Origin of the sequence: Mammaliicoccus sp. JADD-157 (assembly GCF_049310805.1) — a bacterium.
GTDB lineage: Bacteria > Bacillota > Bacilli > Staphylococcales > Staphylococcaceae > Mammaliicoccus > Mammaliicoccus lentus.
Genome location: NZ_JBMOVZ010000002.1, coordinates 72,612 through 90,730, shown reverse-complemented (window position 1 = coordinate 90,730; position 18,119 = coordinate 72,612). Strand labels below are relative to the sequence as shown.

At 31.8% G+C, this 18,119-nt stretch carries 18 protein-coding genes; 14 read left to right on the top strand and 4 right to left on the bottom strand.

The annotated features are described in order from the left end of the window. Positions 1-11 precede the first annotated feature (11 nt). Positions 12-737, top strand: coding sequence for a sporulation initiation factor Spo0A C-terminal domain-containing protein (locus ACO6VN_RS06925; RefSeq protein WP_422404419.1), 726 nt, complete (start codon positions 12-14; stop codon positions 735-737). Here the strand turns inward: ACO6VN_RS06925 and ACO6VN_RS06920 are convergent. Next, complete coding sequence (locus ACO6VN_RS06920; RefSeq protein ID WP_017000264.1) at positions 734-1,009, bottom strand: DUF2627 domain-containing protein; 276 nt, start codon at positions 1,007-1,009, stop codon at positions 734-736. The two genes, ACO6VN_RS06925 and ACO6VN_RS06920, sit on opposite strands and share 4 nt — an antisense overlap. 121 nt (positions 1,010-1,130) lie before the next feature. Between ACO6VN_RS06920 and ACO6VN_RS06915 the strand changes: the two genes are divergently transcribed. From ACO6VN_RS06915 to ACO6VN_RS06875, 9 genes are all read left to right on the top strand, one after another. Continuing rightward, positions 1,131-2,021 carry a phosphate acyltransferase gene (locus ACO6VN_RS06915; protein WP_194201214.1) on the top strand — a complete coding sequence of 297 codons (891 nt, stop codon included), beginning with the start codon at positions 1,131-1,133 and terminating at the stop codon, positions 2,019-2,021. 215 nt (positions 2,022-2,236) lie between these two features. Further along, entirely contained in the window at positions 2,237-3,337 is a 1,101-nt protein-coding gene (locus ACO6VN_RS06910) for a Glu/Leu/Phe/Val dehydrogenase (RefSeq protein ID WP_194201213.1), read from the top strand. Next, positions 3,337-4,398, top strand: coding sequence for a butyrate kinase (gene buk / locus ACO6VN_RS06905; protein WP_064211252.1), 1,062 nt, complete (start codon positions 3,337-3,339; stop codon positions 4,396-4,398). Before ACO6VN_RS06910 ends, buk begins: the two co-directional genes overlap by 1 nt. Positions 4,399-4,409: 11 nt before the next feature. After that, a complete protein-coding gene (lpdA, locus tag ACO6VN_RS06900; protein WP_194201211.1) occupies positions 4,410-5,822 on the top strand; it encodes a dihydrolipoyl dehydrogenase in 1,413 nt (470 codons plus the stop codon). Between the two features lie 15 nt (positions 5,823-5,837). After that, on the top strand, positions 5,838-6,836 hold the full coding sequence (locus tag ACO6VN_RS06895; RefSeq protein ID WP_017000269.1) for a thiamine pyrophosphate-dependent dehydrogenase E1 component subunit alpha: 999 nt from the start codon (positions 5,838-5,840) through the stop codon (positions 6,834-6,836). Next, a complete protein-coding gene (locus tag ACO6VN_RS06890; RefSeq protein ID WP_422404418.1) occupies positions 6,829-7,812 on the top strand; it encodes an alpha-ketoacid dehydrogenase subunit beta in 984 nt (327 codons plus the stop codon). The genes ACO6VN_RS06895 and ACO6VN_RS06890 overlap by 8 nt, the downstream gene beginning before the upstream one ends. A gap of 11 nt (positions 7,813-7,823) precedes the next feature. Further along, positions 7,824-9,107 (top strand): dihydrolipoamide acetyltransferase family protein, encoded by a 1,284-nt coding sequence (locus ACO6VN_RS06885; RefSeq protein ID WP_194201210.1) that lies wholly within the window; start codon positions 7,824-7,826, stop codon positions 9,105-9,107. 74 nt (positions 9,108-9,181) lie between these two features. Next, the gene (locus ACO6VN_RS06880; RefSeq protein WP_017000272.1) at positions 9,182-9,619 is read left to right on the top strand and encodes a BrxA/BrxB family bacilliredoxin; all 438 of its coding nucleotides are present in this window, start codon (positions 9,182-9,184) and stop codon (positions 9,617-9,619) included. A gap of 17 nt (positions 9,620-9,636) precedes the next feature. After that, positions 9,637-10,602 carry an aromatic acid exporter family protein gene (locus ACO6VN_RS06875; protein WP_194201209.1) on the top strand — a complete coding sequence of 322 codons (966 nt, stop codon included), beginning with the start codon at positions 9,637-9,639 and terminating at the stop codon, positions 10,600-10,602. 108 nt (positions 10,603-10,710) lie between these two features. Here the strand turns inward: ACO6VN_RS06875 and prli42 are convergent, their stop codons facing one another. Further along, positions 10,711-10,812 carry a stressosome-associated protein Prli42 gene (gene prli42 / locus ACO6VN_RS06870; RefSeq protein ID WP_017000274.1) on the bottom strand — a complete coding sequence of 34 codons (102 nt, stop codon included), beginning with the start codon at positions 10,810-10,812 and terminating at the stop codon, positions 10,711-10,713. 95 nt (positions 10,813-10,907) lie between these two features. Between prli42 and ACO6VN_RS06865 the strand changes: the two genes are divergently transcribed. From ACO6VN_RS06865 to ACO6VN_RS06855, 3 genes are all read left to right on the top strand, one after another. After that, positions 10,908-12,023 carry a M20/M25/M40 family metallo-hydrolase gene (locus ACO6VN_RS06865; RefSeq protein WP_194201208.1) on the top strand — a complete coding sequence of 372 codons (1,116 nt, stop codon included), beginning with the start codon at positions 10,908-10,910 and terminating at the stop codon, positions 12,021-12,023. A gap of 119 nt (positions 12,024-12,142) precedes the next feature. Then, entirely contained in the window at positions 12,143-13,546 is a 1,404-nt protein-coding gene (gndA, locus tag ACO6VN_RS06860; RefSeq protein WP_017000276.1) for an NADP-dependent phosphogluconate dehydrogenase, read from the top strand. A gap of 864 nt (positions 13,547-14,410) precedes the next feature. Then, positions 14,411-14,581, top strand: coding sequence for a hypothetical protein (locus ACO6VN_RS06855; protein WP_194201206.1), 171 nt, complete (start codon positions 14,411-14,413; stop codon positions 14,579-14,581). A gap of 37 nt (positions 14,582-14,618) precedes the next feature. Here the strand turns inward: ACO6VN_RS06855 and ACO6VN_RS06850 are convergent, their stop codons facing one another. Together ACO6VN_RS06850 and zwf are read right to left on the bottom strand one after the other, a co-directional pair. Continuing rightward, positions 14,619-15,479 (bottom strand): helix-turn-helix domain-containing protein, encoded by an 861-nt coding sequence (locus tag ACO6VN_RS06850; RefSeq protein ID WP_194201205.1) that lies wholly within the window; start codon positions 15,477-15,479, stop codon positions 14,619-14,621. Positions 15,480-15,507: 28 nt separating this feature from the next. Then, positions 15,508-16,992 (bottom strand): glucose-6-phosphate dehydrogenase, encoded by a 1,485-nt coding sequence (gene zwf, locus ACO6VN_RS06845; RefSeq protein ID WP_194201204.1) that lies wholly within the window; start codon positions 16,990-16,992, stop codon positions 15,508-15,510. Between the two features lie 199 nt (positions 16,993-17,191). Between zwf and rnz the strand changes: the two genes are divergently transcribed. Then, on the top strand, positions 17,192-18,109 hold the full coding sequence (rnz, locus tag ACO6VN_RS06840) for a ribonuclease Z (protein ID WP_216683390.1): 918 nt from the start codon (positions 17,192-17,194) through the stop codon (positions 18,107-18,109). The last annotated feature ends 10 nt before the right edge of the window (positions 18,110-18,119 follow it).

The window sequence follows — 18,119 nt, the reverse complement described above, 5'->3', positions numbered from 1 at the left end:
GGGTGTTAAATATGAGTATTAAGGTAGCGATAATAGAGGATTCGAAAGCTTATGTGAGCGAAGTGTCTCATTATTTGAAAACACATGATATTGAAATAGTTAATATAGGTTACAATGGTAAAGAAGCACTGGAGATTCTTAATACAGATACTTTCGACGTTCTTTTATTAGACTTAATTTTACCTCATATTGATGGCATGACTTTGCTAAAAAAATATATAAAACCTAATAAAAAGTATAAAGTAATTTGTATGAGTGCATTTGTCAGTGATGACCTATTAAAGGAATCTGTTTCCTTAGGCGTAGATTATTTTCTTATCAAACCGGTAGAATTTGATGTATTACTTAATACAATTCAACGTGTTCTTAATAATAATAAACCTATTATAGCTGAAATAGATGCTATAGATTTATTATTAGAGAAAATAGGTTTTTCTTATAATCTTAATGGTTATAAATATATCAAATATGGCGTACAAATAATGCTAGAACACTCACATAATATGCAACTTACAAAAGAATTGTATCCACGTATATCAGAATATTTTAATGTACAATCGAATAATGTAGAACGTTCAATTAGACATGCAATTAAATTAGCGTGGGATAAAGATTTAAAAAAATATTGGTATAAACAAGAAAATTCATATGTAAGACCTACAAATGGTGAATTTATTATTCATTTATATCAATTATATAAAGACGATCAAATTAAAAAAGCTGATAAATCTATTTAAGATTTGTCAGCTTTTTTTGATTGTTTCCTTTGATTATCTTTGTTTAAAAAGTATTCTTGAGCGCGTTTATTTTTCTTTTCTCTATGCAATATATATCCACCGATGAAAACAACACCAAACACAAAAAATATAAGACCTAGTAAAAACTGTAGCCATATAAATTGTAATTGGGGGACGAGCTCTCCAAAGACAGCATCTCGCATCCATTTAATACCTAAGCCTGCTAAAATTCCCGGAATAACTAAAATGATTAATGCAATATATTTTTGCATAATTGAAAACTCCTATTTATTAATAACTTATATTATATATGAGATGATGAATGAAAGTAAACAAGGAAAAGATGGAATAATCGGTGAAATTTGATTATGATTAATATTAGGAGGGGTTTATATGCAATTTAATGAAATGATAAATAAAGGTCAAAATATAGATGCTACTATAGCAGTTTGCAAATCAAATGATGAAGGTATTATTAAAGCGATTATAAAATGTATTAAACAGACAAGAGCTAAATTTATTTTATTTGATGAAGAACCACAAGACGAATTAATACGTTCTTTTAATTTAAGTCATGAGGAATTCGAAAAGATTAAAATTGTTCAAACAAGAGATTATGAACATACGATTTCAGAATGCGTTAGGGCGGTTAATGAAGGCACTGCAAATCTAATAATGAAAGGATTAGTATCGTCGTCAGAAATTTTAAAAGAAATACTTAAAGATAAATATTCTTTAAAAACGACTCAGAGAATTAGTCACCTATCTTTCTTCAAAATCCCAACATATCATAAAATGTTAGCTATTTCAGATGTTGCAATGAATATTGCACCTGATGTAAATCAAAAAATAGAAATTACTGAAAACGTAATATCAAATTTAAAAAAATTAGGCATTAATACACCTAAAATTGCTGTGTTATCTGCTATCGAAACAGTTAATTCTAAAATGCAATCTTCAGTTGATGCAAAGGAAATAGTAGATTATATTAAAAAAGAAAATACAGATGTTGAAATTGAAGGCCCATTAGCTTTTGATGCTGCGATTAACAAACGAGCTTCTATTATAAAAAAAATATCTTCAAATGTTTCTGGGAATATTGATGCTGCTATTGTTCCACAAATTGAAAGTGGAAATATATTATATAAGTCTCTAGTGTATTTAGCTAATGCTGATGTTGCTTCAGTAATAGTAGGTGCTAAAGTTCCTGTCATATTAACTTCTCGTTCAGATTCATCTAAAGATAAATTTCATTCAATTTGCTGTGCATTAACATTAGTATAATTTAGTATATTTAAATAATAAAATGTTAATTATGCTTTAATTTAGAATAACTGGAAAGTTATTACAATCTATAGATACCAAGTTATTTAGAATATTCTAAAAATTTTTACTTTTTTGTAAGCGCTATCATTTGCATGAATTTATTTGATAAATAAAACATTTGCTGTAAAATTAAAGATGAAGTTTATTATATATAGAATGAAAAGGGGATTATTATGTTATTCGAAACAATTGAAAAATATGACTATGAACAAATCGTTTTTTGTCATGATAAAAGTTCAGGTTTGAAAGCAATCATTGCTATTCATGATACAACATTAGGACCTGCATTAGGTGGTTGTAGAATGTGGCCATATGAAAATGAAGAAGAAGCGATAAACGATGCACTGCGTTTATCAAGAGGTATGACATATAAAAATGCTGCTGCCGGTTTAAACCTTGGTGGAGGTAAAACAGTTGTGATCGGAGATCCGAAAAAAGATAAATCAGAAGCATTATTTAGAGCATTAGGTAGATATGTAGAAAGCTTAAATGGTAGATATATCACTGCAGAAGATGTGGGCACTACGGAAATGGATATGGATACTATTTTTGAAGAAACAAATTATGTTGTTGGTTTATCAGAAAGTCACCATTCAAGTGGTAATCCAAGTCCGAAAACTTCTTTAGGTGTGTTTGTATCAATGAAACGTGCAGTTAAAGAAGCTTTCGGTTCAGATGATCTAGAAGGTAAAACTGTAGCAGTTCAAGGTGTAGGTCATGTTGCTTACGAACTTTGTCGCTATTTAAATGAAGCAGGTGCTCATTTAGTCGTTACAGATATTAATCAAGAAGCTGTAGACAGAGTTGTAAATGATTTTAACGCTAAAAGTGTAGGTATCGATGAAATTTATGATGTTGAAGCTGACGTATTTGCACCTTGTGCATTAGGTGGAGTATTAAATGACGACACAATTAACAGATTAAAAGTTAAAGTTGTTTGCGGTAGTGCAAATAACCAATTAGAAGATATTGATAAACATGCTGACCAACTTGAAAATAAAGGTATAGTATATGCACCAGACTTTGTTACTAATTCCGGTGGTGTTATCAATGTTGCTGATGAATTAGATGGCTATAACGAAGCGCGTGCAATTGCTAATATTGAAAAAATTTATGATCAAATGGATAAAGTATTTGAAATAAGCAAGCGTGATAAAATTACATCGGCTAGAGCTGCTGAAATTTTAGCTGAAGAACGTATTAACCAAATGATGAATGTAAGAAGTACTTACTTAAGTACAGAAAAATCTATTTTATCTAGAGGTAAACGTTAATGAAAAATATTCTTGTACTTAATTTAGGAAGCACTTCATCTAAAGTAGCAGTATTTACTGATTATGAAATGCTATACGAAGATGTTATAAGACATGATATGAATGTGACAAATCTTCCACTAATTGATCAAGTTCCATATAGACTTGAAAGTATCAAGAATTCTATGAATCAACACAATGTTTCTCTACAAGCAATAGACGCTATTGCTTGTAGAGGTGGTGTGTTGAAGCCTATACAAGGTGGTACTTATCTTATAAATGAAAAGATGTTAGAAGATTTAAAGACGTTTAAATATGGATTTCATGCATCTAACTTAAGTGGTTTGATAGGTTATGAATTATCTAAAAAGTTCAAAATTAAAGCATACATAGTTGATCCTGTTGTTGTAGATGAATTAATTCCAGAGGCAAGAATAACAGGTATTAAAGGAATAGAAAGAAAAAGTATTTTCCACGCATTAAACCAAAAATCTGTTGCAAAACAATATGCTGAAGATAATAATAAAGTATACGATGATATAAATGTTATCGTTGCACATTTAGGTGGTGGTATTAGCGTAGGGGCACATAAGAAAGGCCGTGTCGTTGAAGTAAATGACGGGTTACTTGGAGAAGGACCATTTAGTCCTGAAAGAGCCGGCTCAATACCCAATGATGCTTTAATTAAATGGGTGAAAGAAAACAACTTCACTGTTGAAGAAGCAAATAATCAACTCAGTAAATCATCTGGTTTACTTTCATATTTTGGGACAAATGATTGTAGAGAAGTAGTAAGAATGATAAACGAAGGAAACAAAGAAGCCAAATTAGTATTAGATGCTATGGCTTACCAAATAGCAAAATCAATCAGTGCTTGCGCTGTACCATTAGAAGGTGAAGTTGATCAAATCATTATAACTGGTGGATTAAGTTATTCTGAATATTTAGTAAATAAAGTAAAAAAATATGTATCTTGGCTACAAAATGTTACGATATACAAAGGAGAAAAAGAAATGCAAGCCCTAAATGTTGGCATTTTGGACCTTTTACAAGGTAAAATTAGTACCAAGTCATATGAATAAGGAGTAATACTATGTCTAAAGAATACGATTTAGTTATTCTAGGCGGTGGAACGGCAGGTTATGTATCTGCTATTCGTGCTGCTCAACTTGGAAAAAAAGTCGCAATTGTCGAAAAATATAAATTAGGTGGTACATGTTTACATAAAGGATGTATACCTACTAAATCTTACTTAAAAACCGCTGAAATATTAAGATATATTAATCATGCAGATCAATATGGAATCAAACAAGCTTCCGCGGATTTTGATATCCAAGATGTCGTCGCTAAAAAAGATGAAACCGTTACAGCTATGTACACAGGTGTACAAAGTTTAATGAAAAAATATAAAATTGATGTATATCAAGGAAATGGAAGATTACTTGGACCATCACTTTTCTCACCACAAGCTGGCACTGTGTCAGTAGAATTAGAAAATGGTGAATCTGAATTACTTGTTAACCAAAATGTTTTAATAGCTACAGGTTCTAAACCTGTGGAATTACCATTCTTAAAGTTCAATCATAAAACAATCATTTCTAGTGATGACATGATGAATATGGAAACTTTACCTAATAATATTTTAATTATAGGCGGTGGCGTTATAGGTCTTGAGTTTGCATCTTTACTCAACGATTTAGGGGTAGATGTGACAGTAGTAGAAGCAGGGGCTTCGATTATTCCAAATGAACAGCAAGAAATTAGTAAAATAATCAAAAAGGATTTTCAAGAAAGTGGTATTAAAATCTATGAAGATTTACCATTAACCGAAGAAAATATATCAATTACTGACCAAAATATTAAAGTACAATTACGAGATGATGAAGTAACGTTTGATAAAGTACTAGTAGCTGTTGGCAGAAAGCCAAATACTGAAGATATTGGAATTCAAAATACAAAGATTAAAACAGATGATAAAGGCTATATCGTTACAAACAATGTATATCAAACAGAAGACAAACATATATATGCAGTAGGTGATGTAATAGGTAATTATCAATTAGCTCATGTTGCAACTAAAGAAGGAACCATATCTGTGGAAAACATGTTTGATCAAAATCCAATTCAGTTAGATTACTTAACGGTGCCTAGATGTATTTATACAAATCCTGAAGTAGCTTCGATTGGTATGACAGAACAAGATGCTAAAAATGAAAATATAAATTATAAGAAATTCAAAGTACCTTTTAAAGCCATAGGTAAATCTGTTATAGAAAACAATGGATTAGGAGAATGCATATTAATAAAAGACATGGAAAATGACCGTGTGTTAGGCATTCATATGGTTGGTGCTAAAGTAACTGAGTTAATTAATGAAGTGTCTTTATTTACTTTTATGAATGGTTCTACTGAAGAATTAGCAACAGCAGTACATGCTCATCCTTCAATTGGAGAAGTATTAATGGAATTAGGATTAAAATCAGAAAACCGTGCAATTCACGTCTAAAAAAGGAGTGACGAAATGTTAGATTACAAAACTGTTGGTTTAACACATGAAGATTTAAAAGAAATATATAAATGGATGTTGCTCGGTAGAAAAATCGACGAAAGAATGTGGCTTTTGAATAGAGCGGGTAAACTTCCATTTGTTATTAGTTGCCAAGGTCAAGAAGCAACCCAAATCGGTACTTATTATGCATTACAAGATGATGATGTATTAGCACCATATTATCGAGATTTAGCTTTAGTTACAGCTAGAGGCATAACTGCAGAAGAATCGATGCTAGCTGCTTTTGCAAAAGAAGGAGACACTTCTAGTGGTGGTAAGCAAATGCCTTCACATTTCAGCAAGAAAGACTTAAATATATTAACTCAGGGTTCATGTGTAACTACACAAGTATTACACGCAGCTGGAGCAAGCTTATCTTTAAAAATGGATAATAAAAAGAACATAGCACTCGCAACTCTAGGTGAAGGCAGTACGAGTCAAGGTGATTTCCATGAAGCGATGAACTTTGCTGGTGTACACAAACTACCTTATATTTGCATAATAGAAAATAATAAATATGCTATATCAGTTCCAACTGAATTACAGTTTGCGACAGATGATTTATCTAAAAGAGCTGAAGGGTATGGCGCTTTTGGTGAACAGGTAGATGGGAATGACCCAATAGCAGTATATAAAGCTGTTAAAAAGGCGAGAGAACGTGCAATAAATGGAGAAGGTCCAACTTTAATTGAAGCAATTTGTAGCCGTTTAACACCACATTCTTCAGATGATAATGATAACTATCGTCCAGCCGAAGAATTAAAAGAAGAAAAAGAAAATGATTGTAATATCAAATTCAAAGAATATTTGATTGAAAATGAAGTTGCAGATGAAGAGTGGTTTAATCAGATAGAAGAAGAAATTAAACAAGAAATTAATACGGCGACAAAAAATGCAGAAAAAGCACCTTATCCACGACCTGAAGAAGCTTTAACACATGTATATGATCAAGGAGGCGAATCAAATGCCTAAATTATCTTATCTAGACGCGATTAATCAAGCGATGGATCAAGCTATGGAAAAAGATAATAATGTCTTTGTTATCGGCGAAGATGTTGGTCTTAAAGGCGGTGTATTCGGAGCAACAAAAAATCTGTTTAATAAATATGGTGCAACTCGTGTTCTAGACTCACCATTAGCTGAATCAAATATTGTAGGTGCTTCTATAGGTGCAGCAATGTTAGGGAAAAGACCAGTTGCAGAAATTCAATTTGCAGAATATATCGTGCCTGCTACAAATCAAATTATTAATGAAGCAGCAAAAATTCGTTACCGTTCAAATAATGATTGGGATTGTCCGATGACAATACGCAGTCCTTTTGGTGGAGGAATACATGGCGCTTTATATCATTCGCAAAGTATTGAAAGTATTTTTTGTTCCACACCAGGTCTACGTGTTGTTATTCCATCAACACCTTATGATGCAAAAGGTTTATTACTAGCGTCTATTGAAGAGAATGACCCTGTATTATATTTTGAACATAAAAAAGCTTATCGCTTATTGAAAGAAGAAGTACCTGAAGAATATTATACGGTACCAATCGACAAAGCAGACGTAAAACGTGAAGGTTCAGACATTACAGTGTTTACTTATGGACTATGCGTGAATTATGCATTACAAGCTGCAGAAATCCTATCTACTGAAGATATAGATGTAGAAGTAGTAGATTTACGAACTTTATATCCATTAGATAAAGAAACGATAATTAACTGTGCTAAGAAAACAGGTAAAGTATTACTTGTTACAGAAGACAACCTTGAAGGTAGTGTTATGAGTGAAGTATCAGCTATTATAGCAGAGCATTGCTTATTTGATTTAGATGCTCCGATTGCTAGATTAGCAGGGCCTGATGTTCCAGCTATGCCATTTTCACCACCAATGGAAGATTTCTTTATGATGAATCCAGAAAAAATAGAACAAAAAATGAGAACATTAGCTGAATTTTAGGAGGTAAAAAAATGGAAGTAAAAATGCCGAAACTCGGGGAGAGCGTCCACGAAGGCACAATTGAACAGTGGCTAGTTAAACCTGGCGATCATGTCGAAGAATATGACGCACTTTGTGAAGTTATTACAGATAAAGTCACAGCAGAAGTACCTTCTTCGTATACTGGTGTAATAAAAGAAATTAAAGTAGAAGCGGGAGAAACGATTGATGTAGGGACCGTTATTTGCACTATGGAAGTAGAAGGTGAAGTTGAGAAAGAAAATGATTCAGATCATAATAAACAAGAAAATCATGAATCTATTCAAGAAACATCAGAAAATATTAAAAATGATAACCAGTCTGTAAGCGAATCTCATAACAAACCTAAAAATAATGGACAGTATTCACCTGTAGTGTTTAAATTAGCGAGCGAAAATGGCATTAATTTAGAAAGTATTGAAGGTACTGGTAATTTAGGAAGAGTCACTAAAAAAGATATTGTAAAAGCAATAGAAAATAAAAGAAATACAGAAAAAAGCGAGCCTATTGCGAATACAACTCTTGCAGAGCAAAGCCCACAATCTGAAAGTGCAGCTATAGAGCATAATTCAAATTCAAGTCACGATACAATACCTGTTAATGGTGTTAGAAGAGCAATTGCAAATAAAATGTTGCAAAGTGTACAAGAAATACCGCATGCTTGGATGCAAATTGAAGTAGATGCAACTGATTTAGTTAAAACGCGACAACATCATAAGACATCGTTTAAGCAAAACGAAGGATATAATCTTACTTTCTTTGCATTTTTTGTAAAAGCAGTAGCAGAAGGATTGAAAAAGTATCCAATGCTTAATAGTAGTTGGCATGAAGATGAAATCAAAATTAATAAAGATATCAATATATCTATAGCTGTAGCAAGTGAAGATAAATTATATGTACCAGTTATTAAAAATGCTGATGATAAATCAATTAAAGGAATTGCAAAAGAAATTAATGATTTAGCTACAAGAGGTAGAAAACATCAACTAACATCTCAAGATATGCAAGATGGTACTTTTACTGTTAATAATACAGGTTCATTTGGTTCAGTATCATCTATGGGTATTATCAATCATCCACAGGCAGCTATATTACAAATTGAATCTATTGTTAAACGACCTGTAGTAATTGATGACATGATAGGCATTCGTGATATGGTTAATTTATCTTTATCTATTGATCATAGAATATTAGATGGCTTATTAGCAGGCGAGTTTTTAAACTTTGTTAAAGAACGTATACAAAGTATGACGATTGAAAATACATCTATATATTAATAACACCTACGCATTGTTTTAACTAGAAATCTCCTGTAAAATAAAGATAACTATTATTACAGGAGGCTTTTCTTATGGAAATGGATTTCAATTTATATATGAATGACGTTGTAAGCTCTGCAAGAAATGAAATTGAAGCAGCAGGATATAAACAATTAACAACAAAAGAAGAAGTAGAAGAAACTTTTAATAAACCAGGTACAACATTTGTTATGGTCAATTCAGTTTGTGGCTGTGCTGGTGGAATCGCAAGACCAGCTGCGCAACATGCTTTACATTATGATAAATTACCAGATCAATTAGTTACAGTATTTGCTGGACAAGATAAAGAAGCAACAGAAACAGCAAGAGATTATTTTGAAGGTTATCCACCTTCAAGTCCGTCATTTGCTTTCCTTAAAGACGGTAAAATCGTAAAAATGATAGAAAGACATGAAATCGAAGGGCATGACCCTATGAGTGTTATCACAAATATTCAAGCTTTATTCGAAGAACATTGTGATGAAATCTAAAGGATTGGTATAGAGGCATGCAAATAAGACCGTATAGAATAGGGTATAGAACATTAAAGACCGCATTAGGGATGACATTAGCTGTCATCCTTTCTAAGTTAATAGGACTTGATAATTATGCTTCAAGCGCTATTTTAGTAGTGTTATGTACTAAAGATACAAGAGTGAAATCAGTTGAAGCGGCTATGTACAGATTTATAGCATGTTTAATTGCAATTCTAGTAGCATCATTATTCTTTACATTCTTAGGTACTAATCCTGTAGTTCTTGGGATTATGGTATTATTATTCATTCCTATTACTGTCATGATAGGTGTTCAAGAAGGTATTGTAACGAGTTGCGTTATTATATTACATTTATTTTTAGCACCTAAAATTGATTTAGACTTAATTATTAATGAAGTATTATTATTGATAATTGGTATAGGCATCGCGCTTATTATGAATATGTTTATGCCAAGTCTAGATACAAAACTTAATCATTATAAACGTAAAATTGAAGATGACTTTATTTTAATAACTTTTGTCTTTAGCCAAGCGTTATTAGATCCAAATAAAGAACTTAATATACCTTCTTTTGATAAAGTTGAAGATAATATTAAGAAAGCAAAATCTCTAGCTTTTCGAGATGTAAAAAATCATTTTGTAAGAAATGAAAATTCCTATTATCATTATTTTGATATGAGACAAGAACAATTAACCTTACTTATACGGATGAAGAAACTAATAGAATCTATGCAACATAGTCAGCATGCACATCAACTCTGCAGCAAATTACTATTAGATGTATCGCAACATGTTCAAAGTAATGATTATTCATTAATGAGACTACATGATTTATATGCGATTAGAATTAAACTACAAACGATTGATTTGCCTAAAAATCATATAGAATTAGAAAGTGTAGCCTCTGTATTCCAATTATTAAATGAAATTGAAGAATACTTGCATATTAAATCTGAATTCGGAAGTTTGAAAAAATAATATAATGAAAGCCGGAGAAAATTCTTTTTAGAAAGATTTTTTCTCCGGCTTTTTGCTTCTAGGACTTTCTTGTCCATTGCTATGAAATATTATTATTGAGTTATTTTATTATGATAATAAGAATGGCAATACGCCCGATAATATTAATGAAGCTACGATAGCAACTAACATTACAATAATAATAATTTTTCGTACATTTTTGTTTAACATGATTACCCTCGCTTTGAACATTAGTTTTGTATATATTTATCAACTATTATACACTAGAAAGTGAGATAATTAAATAAATGAAACGAGGGACAAGCATGATCAATGAAGAACGCTTAATTAACACATTTTTAGAATTAGTAAAAGTCGACTCTGAATCTTCTAATGAGAGAAAGATTGCAGATTTATTGAAACAAAAATTCACTCAACTAGGTGTAGATGTTAAAGAAGATGACTCTCAAGATGAAACGGGATACGGTGCTGGAAATTTAATTTGTACGTTACACGGACAAGATACAAGTAAGACACCTATTTATTTTACGAGTCATATGGACACTGTAACACCAGGTAATAATATTCAACCAGAAATACGTGATGATGGATATATTTATTCTAATGGTGAAACAATTTTAGGTTCTGATGATAAAGCTGGTCTTGCAGCTATTTTAGAAGCAATTGAAGTAATGAAAGAAGATGAAATTCAGTATGGAGATATTGAATTCATTATTACAGTAGGGGAAGAAACAGGTCTTGTTGGAGCGAAAGCATTAAATCCTGATGATATTAAAGCTAAATTTGGATATGCGATAGATGCTCCTGGTAAAGTTGGAACGACAGTTGTTGCAGCGCCTACACAAGCTAAAATCGAAGCTACAATTAAAGGGAAGACTGCACATGCTGGGCTTGAACCTGAAAAAGGTGTTTCAGCTATAAATATTGCTGCTAAAGCAATAAGTCATATGAGTTTAGGTAGAATCGATGAAGAAACTACAGCTAACATCGGTAGATTTGAAGGTGGTACTGCTACAAATATCGTGAGTGACCATGTATATATTTTAGCTGAAGCACGTTCTTTAAATGATGAAAAAATGAAACAACAAGTTGAACATATGAAAGAAGCTTTCGAAAAAACTGCTGAAGAATTTGGTTGTACCGCTGATGTAGAAGTCAATATAATGTACCCTAGCTTTAATTTAAGTGAAGAAGAAGATGTTGTTAAGTTAGCTGTAAAAGCAACTGAAAAAATAGGTAGAACATCAGAATTAGTTAAATTAGGTGGTGGCTCAGACGGAAACGTAATTAGTGGTTTCGGTATTCCTACAGTTATTTTAGGAGTTGGCTATGAATATATCCATACTAAAAATGAGCGTATGCCTATTGAAGAATTACAAAAAATTACAGAACAAATTATAGCAATTTCAGAATTAGCGTAATTTTATAAATGTAAACGTATTCATTTCGTTTTTCAAGAAAATTAAGCTTTCATAGACGCGAAACGGTTGTGAATTATGTTAAAATATATATGAAAACGATAAAAAGTGAGGTAAATTTCATGACACAACAAATAGGTGTAGTCGGTTTAGCTGTAATGGGTAAAAACTTAGCTTGGAATATTGAATCACGTGGATACTCAGTATCAGTATTTAACCGTTCTAAAGAAAAGACAGAACAAATGGTTGAAGAGTCAAAAGGTAAAAATATATATCCGAATTATTCTATAGAAGAATTTGTAGATTCATTAGAAAAACCAAGAAAAATTTTATTAATGGTTAAAGCTGGTGAAGCAACTGATAAAACAATCGATAGTTTATTACCGTTATTAGATAAAGGTGATATTTTAATCGATGGTGGTAATACTAACTATTTAGATACTATTCGTAGAAACCAATATCTAGATGAAAGTGGCATTAACTTTATCGGTACAGGTGTATCTGGTGGAGAAGAAGGTGCATTAACTGGACCATCTATCATGCCAGGTGGACAAGAAGAAGCATACAAACTTGTAGCACCTATATTGGAAAGTATTTCTGCTAAAGCAAAAGATGGCGCACCTTGCGTAACGTATGTAGGACCAGATGGTGCTGGACACTATGTGAAAATGGTACATAACGGTATAGAATATGCTGACATGCAACTAATTGCTGAAAGTTACGACTTAATGAAACGTGTTCTTCACATGGACCATAATGAAATCGCAGAAACATTCAAATCTTGGAACGTTGGTGAATTAGAAAGTTACTTAATCGAAATCACTGGCGAGATCTTTAAAAAATTAGATGAAGATGGCGTTCCATTAGTAGAAAAAATCATGGACAAAGCTGGTCAAAAAGGTACTGGTAAATGGACATCTATTAATGCTTTAGAATTAGGTATCCCATTAACTATTATCACTGAATCAGTATTTGCTAGATTCATATCTTCATTTAAAGATGAAAGAGTGAAAGCAAGCCAAGCATTTAATCCTGAAGTTACAGAATTTGATGGAGATAAAGAAGCTTTCTTAGAACAAATTAGACAGGCGCTTTATATGAGTAAAATTTGTAGTTATGCACAAGGCTTTGCTCAAATGAAGACAGCTAGTGAAACTAATAATTGGAACCTAAAATTAGGCGAACTTGCTATGATTTGGAGAGAAGGCTGTATCATCCGTGCACAATTCTTACAAAAAATTAAAGAAGCTTATGATAATGATAAAGAATTAACAAACCTTTTATTAGATCCATACTTCAACGATATCGTTTCTAAATACCAAGGTTCATTAAGAGAAGTTGCAGCTACAGCTATTAAAGCTGGTATTGCTACACCTGGTTTCTCATCAGCAATTAACTATTTCGATAGTTATAGATCAGAAAACCTACCTGCAAACTTAATCCAAGCACAACGTGACTACTTCGGTGCTCACACATATGAACGTAAAGATCAAGAAGGTATTTTCCATACAGAATGGACTAAGTAATTAAGAGTTATAGTGAAGAGGCTGGGACATAAATCCCAACTCAAAATAAATAACATCTCATTTCACTGATTTATTCAGTTAGAAATGAGATGTTATTTTTATATAATCTATGATTTTGTTAGTGCATGCTTATCTAGGGTATGGTTCAAGCCTGTAGTCTCTCACACATACTATTCCCTCAGGCGTCAGCACTTTACAAAATCGTTATAAAAATTATAATATGTATCAAATAACACTACTACTAAATAACGTGAGTTTACGCTTTAGTAAACCTAATAAAGGGTGTGTATTTCGATTAATAAGGAAGACAATCCAATAAGAGGGTATGTATTTCGATTAATAAGGAAGACAATCCAATAAGAGGGTATGTATTTCGATTAATAAGGAAGACAATCCAATAAGAGAGTGTTTACTTGGATTAATGTGATAGAAAACCCAATAAAGGTGCATATACTTGGATTAATGAGATAGAAAATCCAATAAAGGTGCATATACTTGGATTAATGAGGTAGAAAATCCAATAAAGGTGCATGTACTTGGATTAATGAGATAGAAAATCCAATAAAGGTGCATGTACTTGGATTAATGAGATAGAAAATCCAATAAAGGTGCATGTACTTGGATTAATGAAGTAGAAAATCCAATAAAGGTGCATATACTTGGATTAATGAGGTAGAAAATCCAATAAAGGTGCATATACTTGGATTAATGAGGTAGAAAATCCAATAAAAGTGCATATACTTGGATTAATGAGGTAGAAAATCCAATAAAGGTGCATGTACTTGGATTAATGAGATAGAAAATCCAATAAGAAGGTGTTTACTTGGATTAATGTGATAGAAAATCCAATAAGAGGGTGTCTACTTGGATGAATGGGGTAGAAAATCCAATAAGAGGGTGTTTACTTGGATTAATGAAGTAGAAAACCCAATAACGATTGCTGCACCTCATAAAAAGTTACGTACGTATGTATACGTCGTACTTAATTTTAATCCAATAACATTATATAAAAATAGCAGTGGAGAATTCCTATAATAATAGGGTTTTCTTCACTGCTTTTCTTTATCTATATTTAATCTAACTTCTCGTAATCAATAGGTATCCATAATTGTACTTTAGTACTTTCTTGTTCAAAGTTAACATCTAGTGGGTATACTTCAACATAAAAGTCATCATGTAAATAAGGCATTTTTAATTGCCATTGATTTTCAATATGGTGCCACGCTTCACTTACGACGAAATCCAATTCGCCTTGTAAATTAAAAGTAGCAAAATGATGACTAGGTAAGTAATAGTTATCTAAATGGCCTGGATAACGATCACTTGGTACACCGACGAAAACTTCTAAACCATCTAGAAGTGGTCTTCGTATAATAAAAAGTTGATTTGGTTTAACGTCATTATACCTAATGAAATCTTCGACATATTTATTTTCAATTAACATTTCCAATAAATCCGGTACAAGAAAATGGTTATCTAATTCGCTCGCTTGATAATGATAATTTTTACCTACTAAATTTAAATCATCTTTATATTGTAAAGTATAATTTAAAGGTTCTGTTTCAGTAGCTGTAAGTTTGATAGAGACTCGATTTTTAATTTTAAGCATAGATTGATGTGTCTTTGTTTGTAGTGGGCTGATACCGTGATAAGCATTATAATCATGTGCAAAAGAGTTTGCATCACGATAACCATATTTCATAGCTATATCTAATATCCTTGTGTGTCCACTTAAAATATCCTTGGCCGCTTCGGTCATTCTTCTTGCTGATTGATATTCTAAAGGCGTCATACCTACTATCATAGTAAAAGTTTGGTTTATATGAAAAGGGGATTTATCTACATAATCGCTTAAAGTTTGTAAACTAATATCACTTAATAAATGGTCTTCTATGTAAACAATCACTCTTTGTAAATCTTTAATTACTTCCAAAGTTCAGTCACTCCTGTGGGTAGAAAGATTAATTTATATCGTCCCACCATTTAAATCCATCGACTGACAACAATAATTGACTCTTAATTGGGCCATTTGTGCCAGCTCTATAATTAGGGAATGGGGCTTTATCATTGTCCCATACATTTTGTATTACATCCACATATTTCCATGTAGCTTTTAATTCTTCCCAATGCGTAAAGTTTGTTGCATCACCTTTTAAGCAGTCAAAAATTAAATTCTCATAAGCATCAACTGTGTTCATTTTATCTTGAGCACTCATCGAATAAGAAAGTTGAACAGGTTCTGTTTCAATACCTTGAACTTGTTTTTTAGCATTTAAGTGTAATGATAAACCTTCATTTGGTTGAATGTTAATAACAAGTAAATTAGATTCAAGTTGTGAATCTCTTTGATAATATAAATTCATTGGGACTTCTTTAAATTCTACTACAACTTGTATTCCTTTTTTCTTCATACGTTTACCTGTTCTTATGAAAAATGGTACACCAGCCCATCTGAAATTATCAATTAGTAATTTACCGGCTACAAATGTAGGGGTATTTGAATCATCGGCTACTTTATCTTCTTCGCGATAACTCTTAACTTGTTCTCCGTCTATTTGTCCTCTATCATATTGTCCACGAACAAAGTTTTGCTTAACTTCTGATTCGTCTAAAGGTCTAATAGAACGAAGGACTTTAACTTTTTCATTTCTGACATCTTCACTATTTAAACTAATAGGGGGTTCCATTGCTAGTAAAGCAACCATTTGTAACATATGGTTTTGGAACATATCTTTTAATGCACCACTGTCTTCATAATATCCACCGCGATCTTCAACGCCGAGTACTTCAGATGAAGTAACTTGAATATTTGATATATATTTATTATTCCATAATGGTTCGAACATCGCATTAGCGAATCTTAAAACTTCTATGTTTTGAACCATATCTTTACCTAAGTAATGGTCGATTCTATATATTTCTTCTTCTTTGAATGAACGTCTTATTTGTTCATTTAAATCTTCAGCAGATGCTAAATCATTACCAAACGGTTTTTCAATGATAAGTCTTTTGAATCCATCTGTTTCTGTTAAACCTGAAGATTTTAGGAAATCTGTAACTGTTCCAAAGAATTGAGGTGCCATTGCTAAGTAAAACAAACGATTTCCTTGTAGTTCATATTGTGAATCTAGGTCATTCGCAAATTCTAAAAGCTCTTGATAACTTGTAGCATCATTAACATCATGGGACTGATAAAATACATGCTCCATAAATTCATCTAATTTGTTTGTGTCTTGAACATGCTTTTGAACAGAAGCTTTAATCTCTGATCTGAACTTTTCATTAGACCAATCTCTACGACCAACACCTATGATTGCAATATGCTCGTCTAGTTGATTTTGTTGATATAAATGAAAAATAGATGGGAAAAGTTTACGGTGACTTAAGTCGCCAGTCGCCCCAAATATTGTAATTAAACATGGTATATTTTTAGTTTCAGTTGCCAATTTGATTACCTCGATTCTCTGACTTTTTTATCTTTATGCAATATCATTTATTATAACATGATACTTCTTGATATTCTTCAATTTGAACTATCAAAATTATAATTGAAATATTACTATACATATTAGTATACTCGAAATTATTTTTTTATAAATATAAATTTAAAAGACGTGTTATAATAATGTCGTTAGGAGGAAGACGATGGAGATTACATTTTTAGGTACAAGTGCTGGTTTACCGACCAAAGAGAGAAATACGCAATCTATTGCCTTTAATTGCCTACCTGAAGAAAATAAAATATGGCTATTTGATGTTGGCGAAGCTACACAACATAGAATATTACATACAGGTATTAAGCTAGGTAAAGTGAGTCATATTTTTATTACACATTTACATGGAGATCATATATTTGGTCTACCTGGACTATTAACAAGTCGATCTTTCCAAGGTGGAAAAGATAAACCTCTTACGATAATAGGTCCTAAAGGAATATCTAAATTTATAAATACAGTATTAGAAATTTCTCAATCCCACTTAAATTATCAAATAACGATTAATGAATTTAATACTGATACAGATTTAAACGTCGATGGTTTTCACATAAAAGCTTTACCATTGAAACATGGCATTTTATCAGTCGGATATAGAATTACCGCTCCAGATATAGAAGGTAAGCTAGACGTAAATAAATTGAAAGAACTCGGTATGGAGCCTGGTCCGTTATATCAAGAAGTTAAAGCTAATGAAACCTTTATTTATAACAACCAAACTTATCAATCTAAAGATTTTAAAGGGCCAAAGAAAAAAGGTAAAGTCATCACAATTTTTGGTGATACGATGCCATGTGAAAATGAATTGATTTTAGCGAAAGATGCAGATGTTATTGTTCATGAAACAACATATATAGAAGGTGATAAGAATCTAGCTAATGATTATTATCATAGCCACATAGATGATGTCTTATCTTTAATGACTGAAGCTAATGTAAAAAGAGCATTGTTCACACATTTATCAAATAGATATGAGATAGAAGAAATCGAAGAAATCGAAGAAGAAATTAACAAAATAACACACCATAAATTTAACTTTGTTAATGACTATGAAACATATCAAGTATAAGCTCTCACGC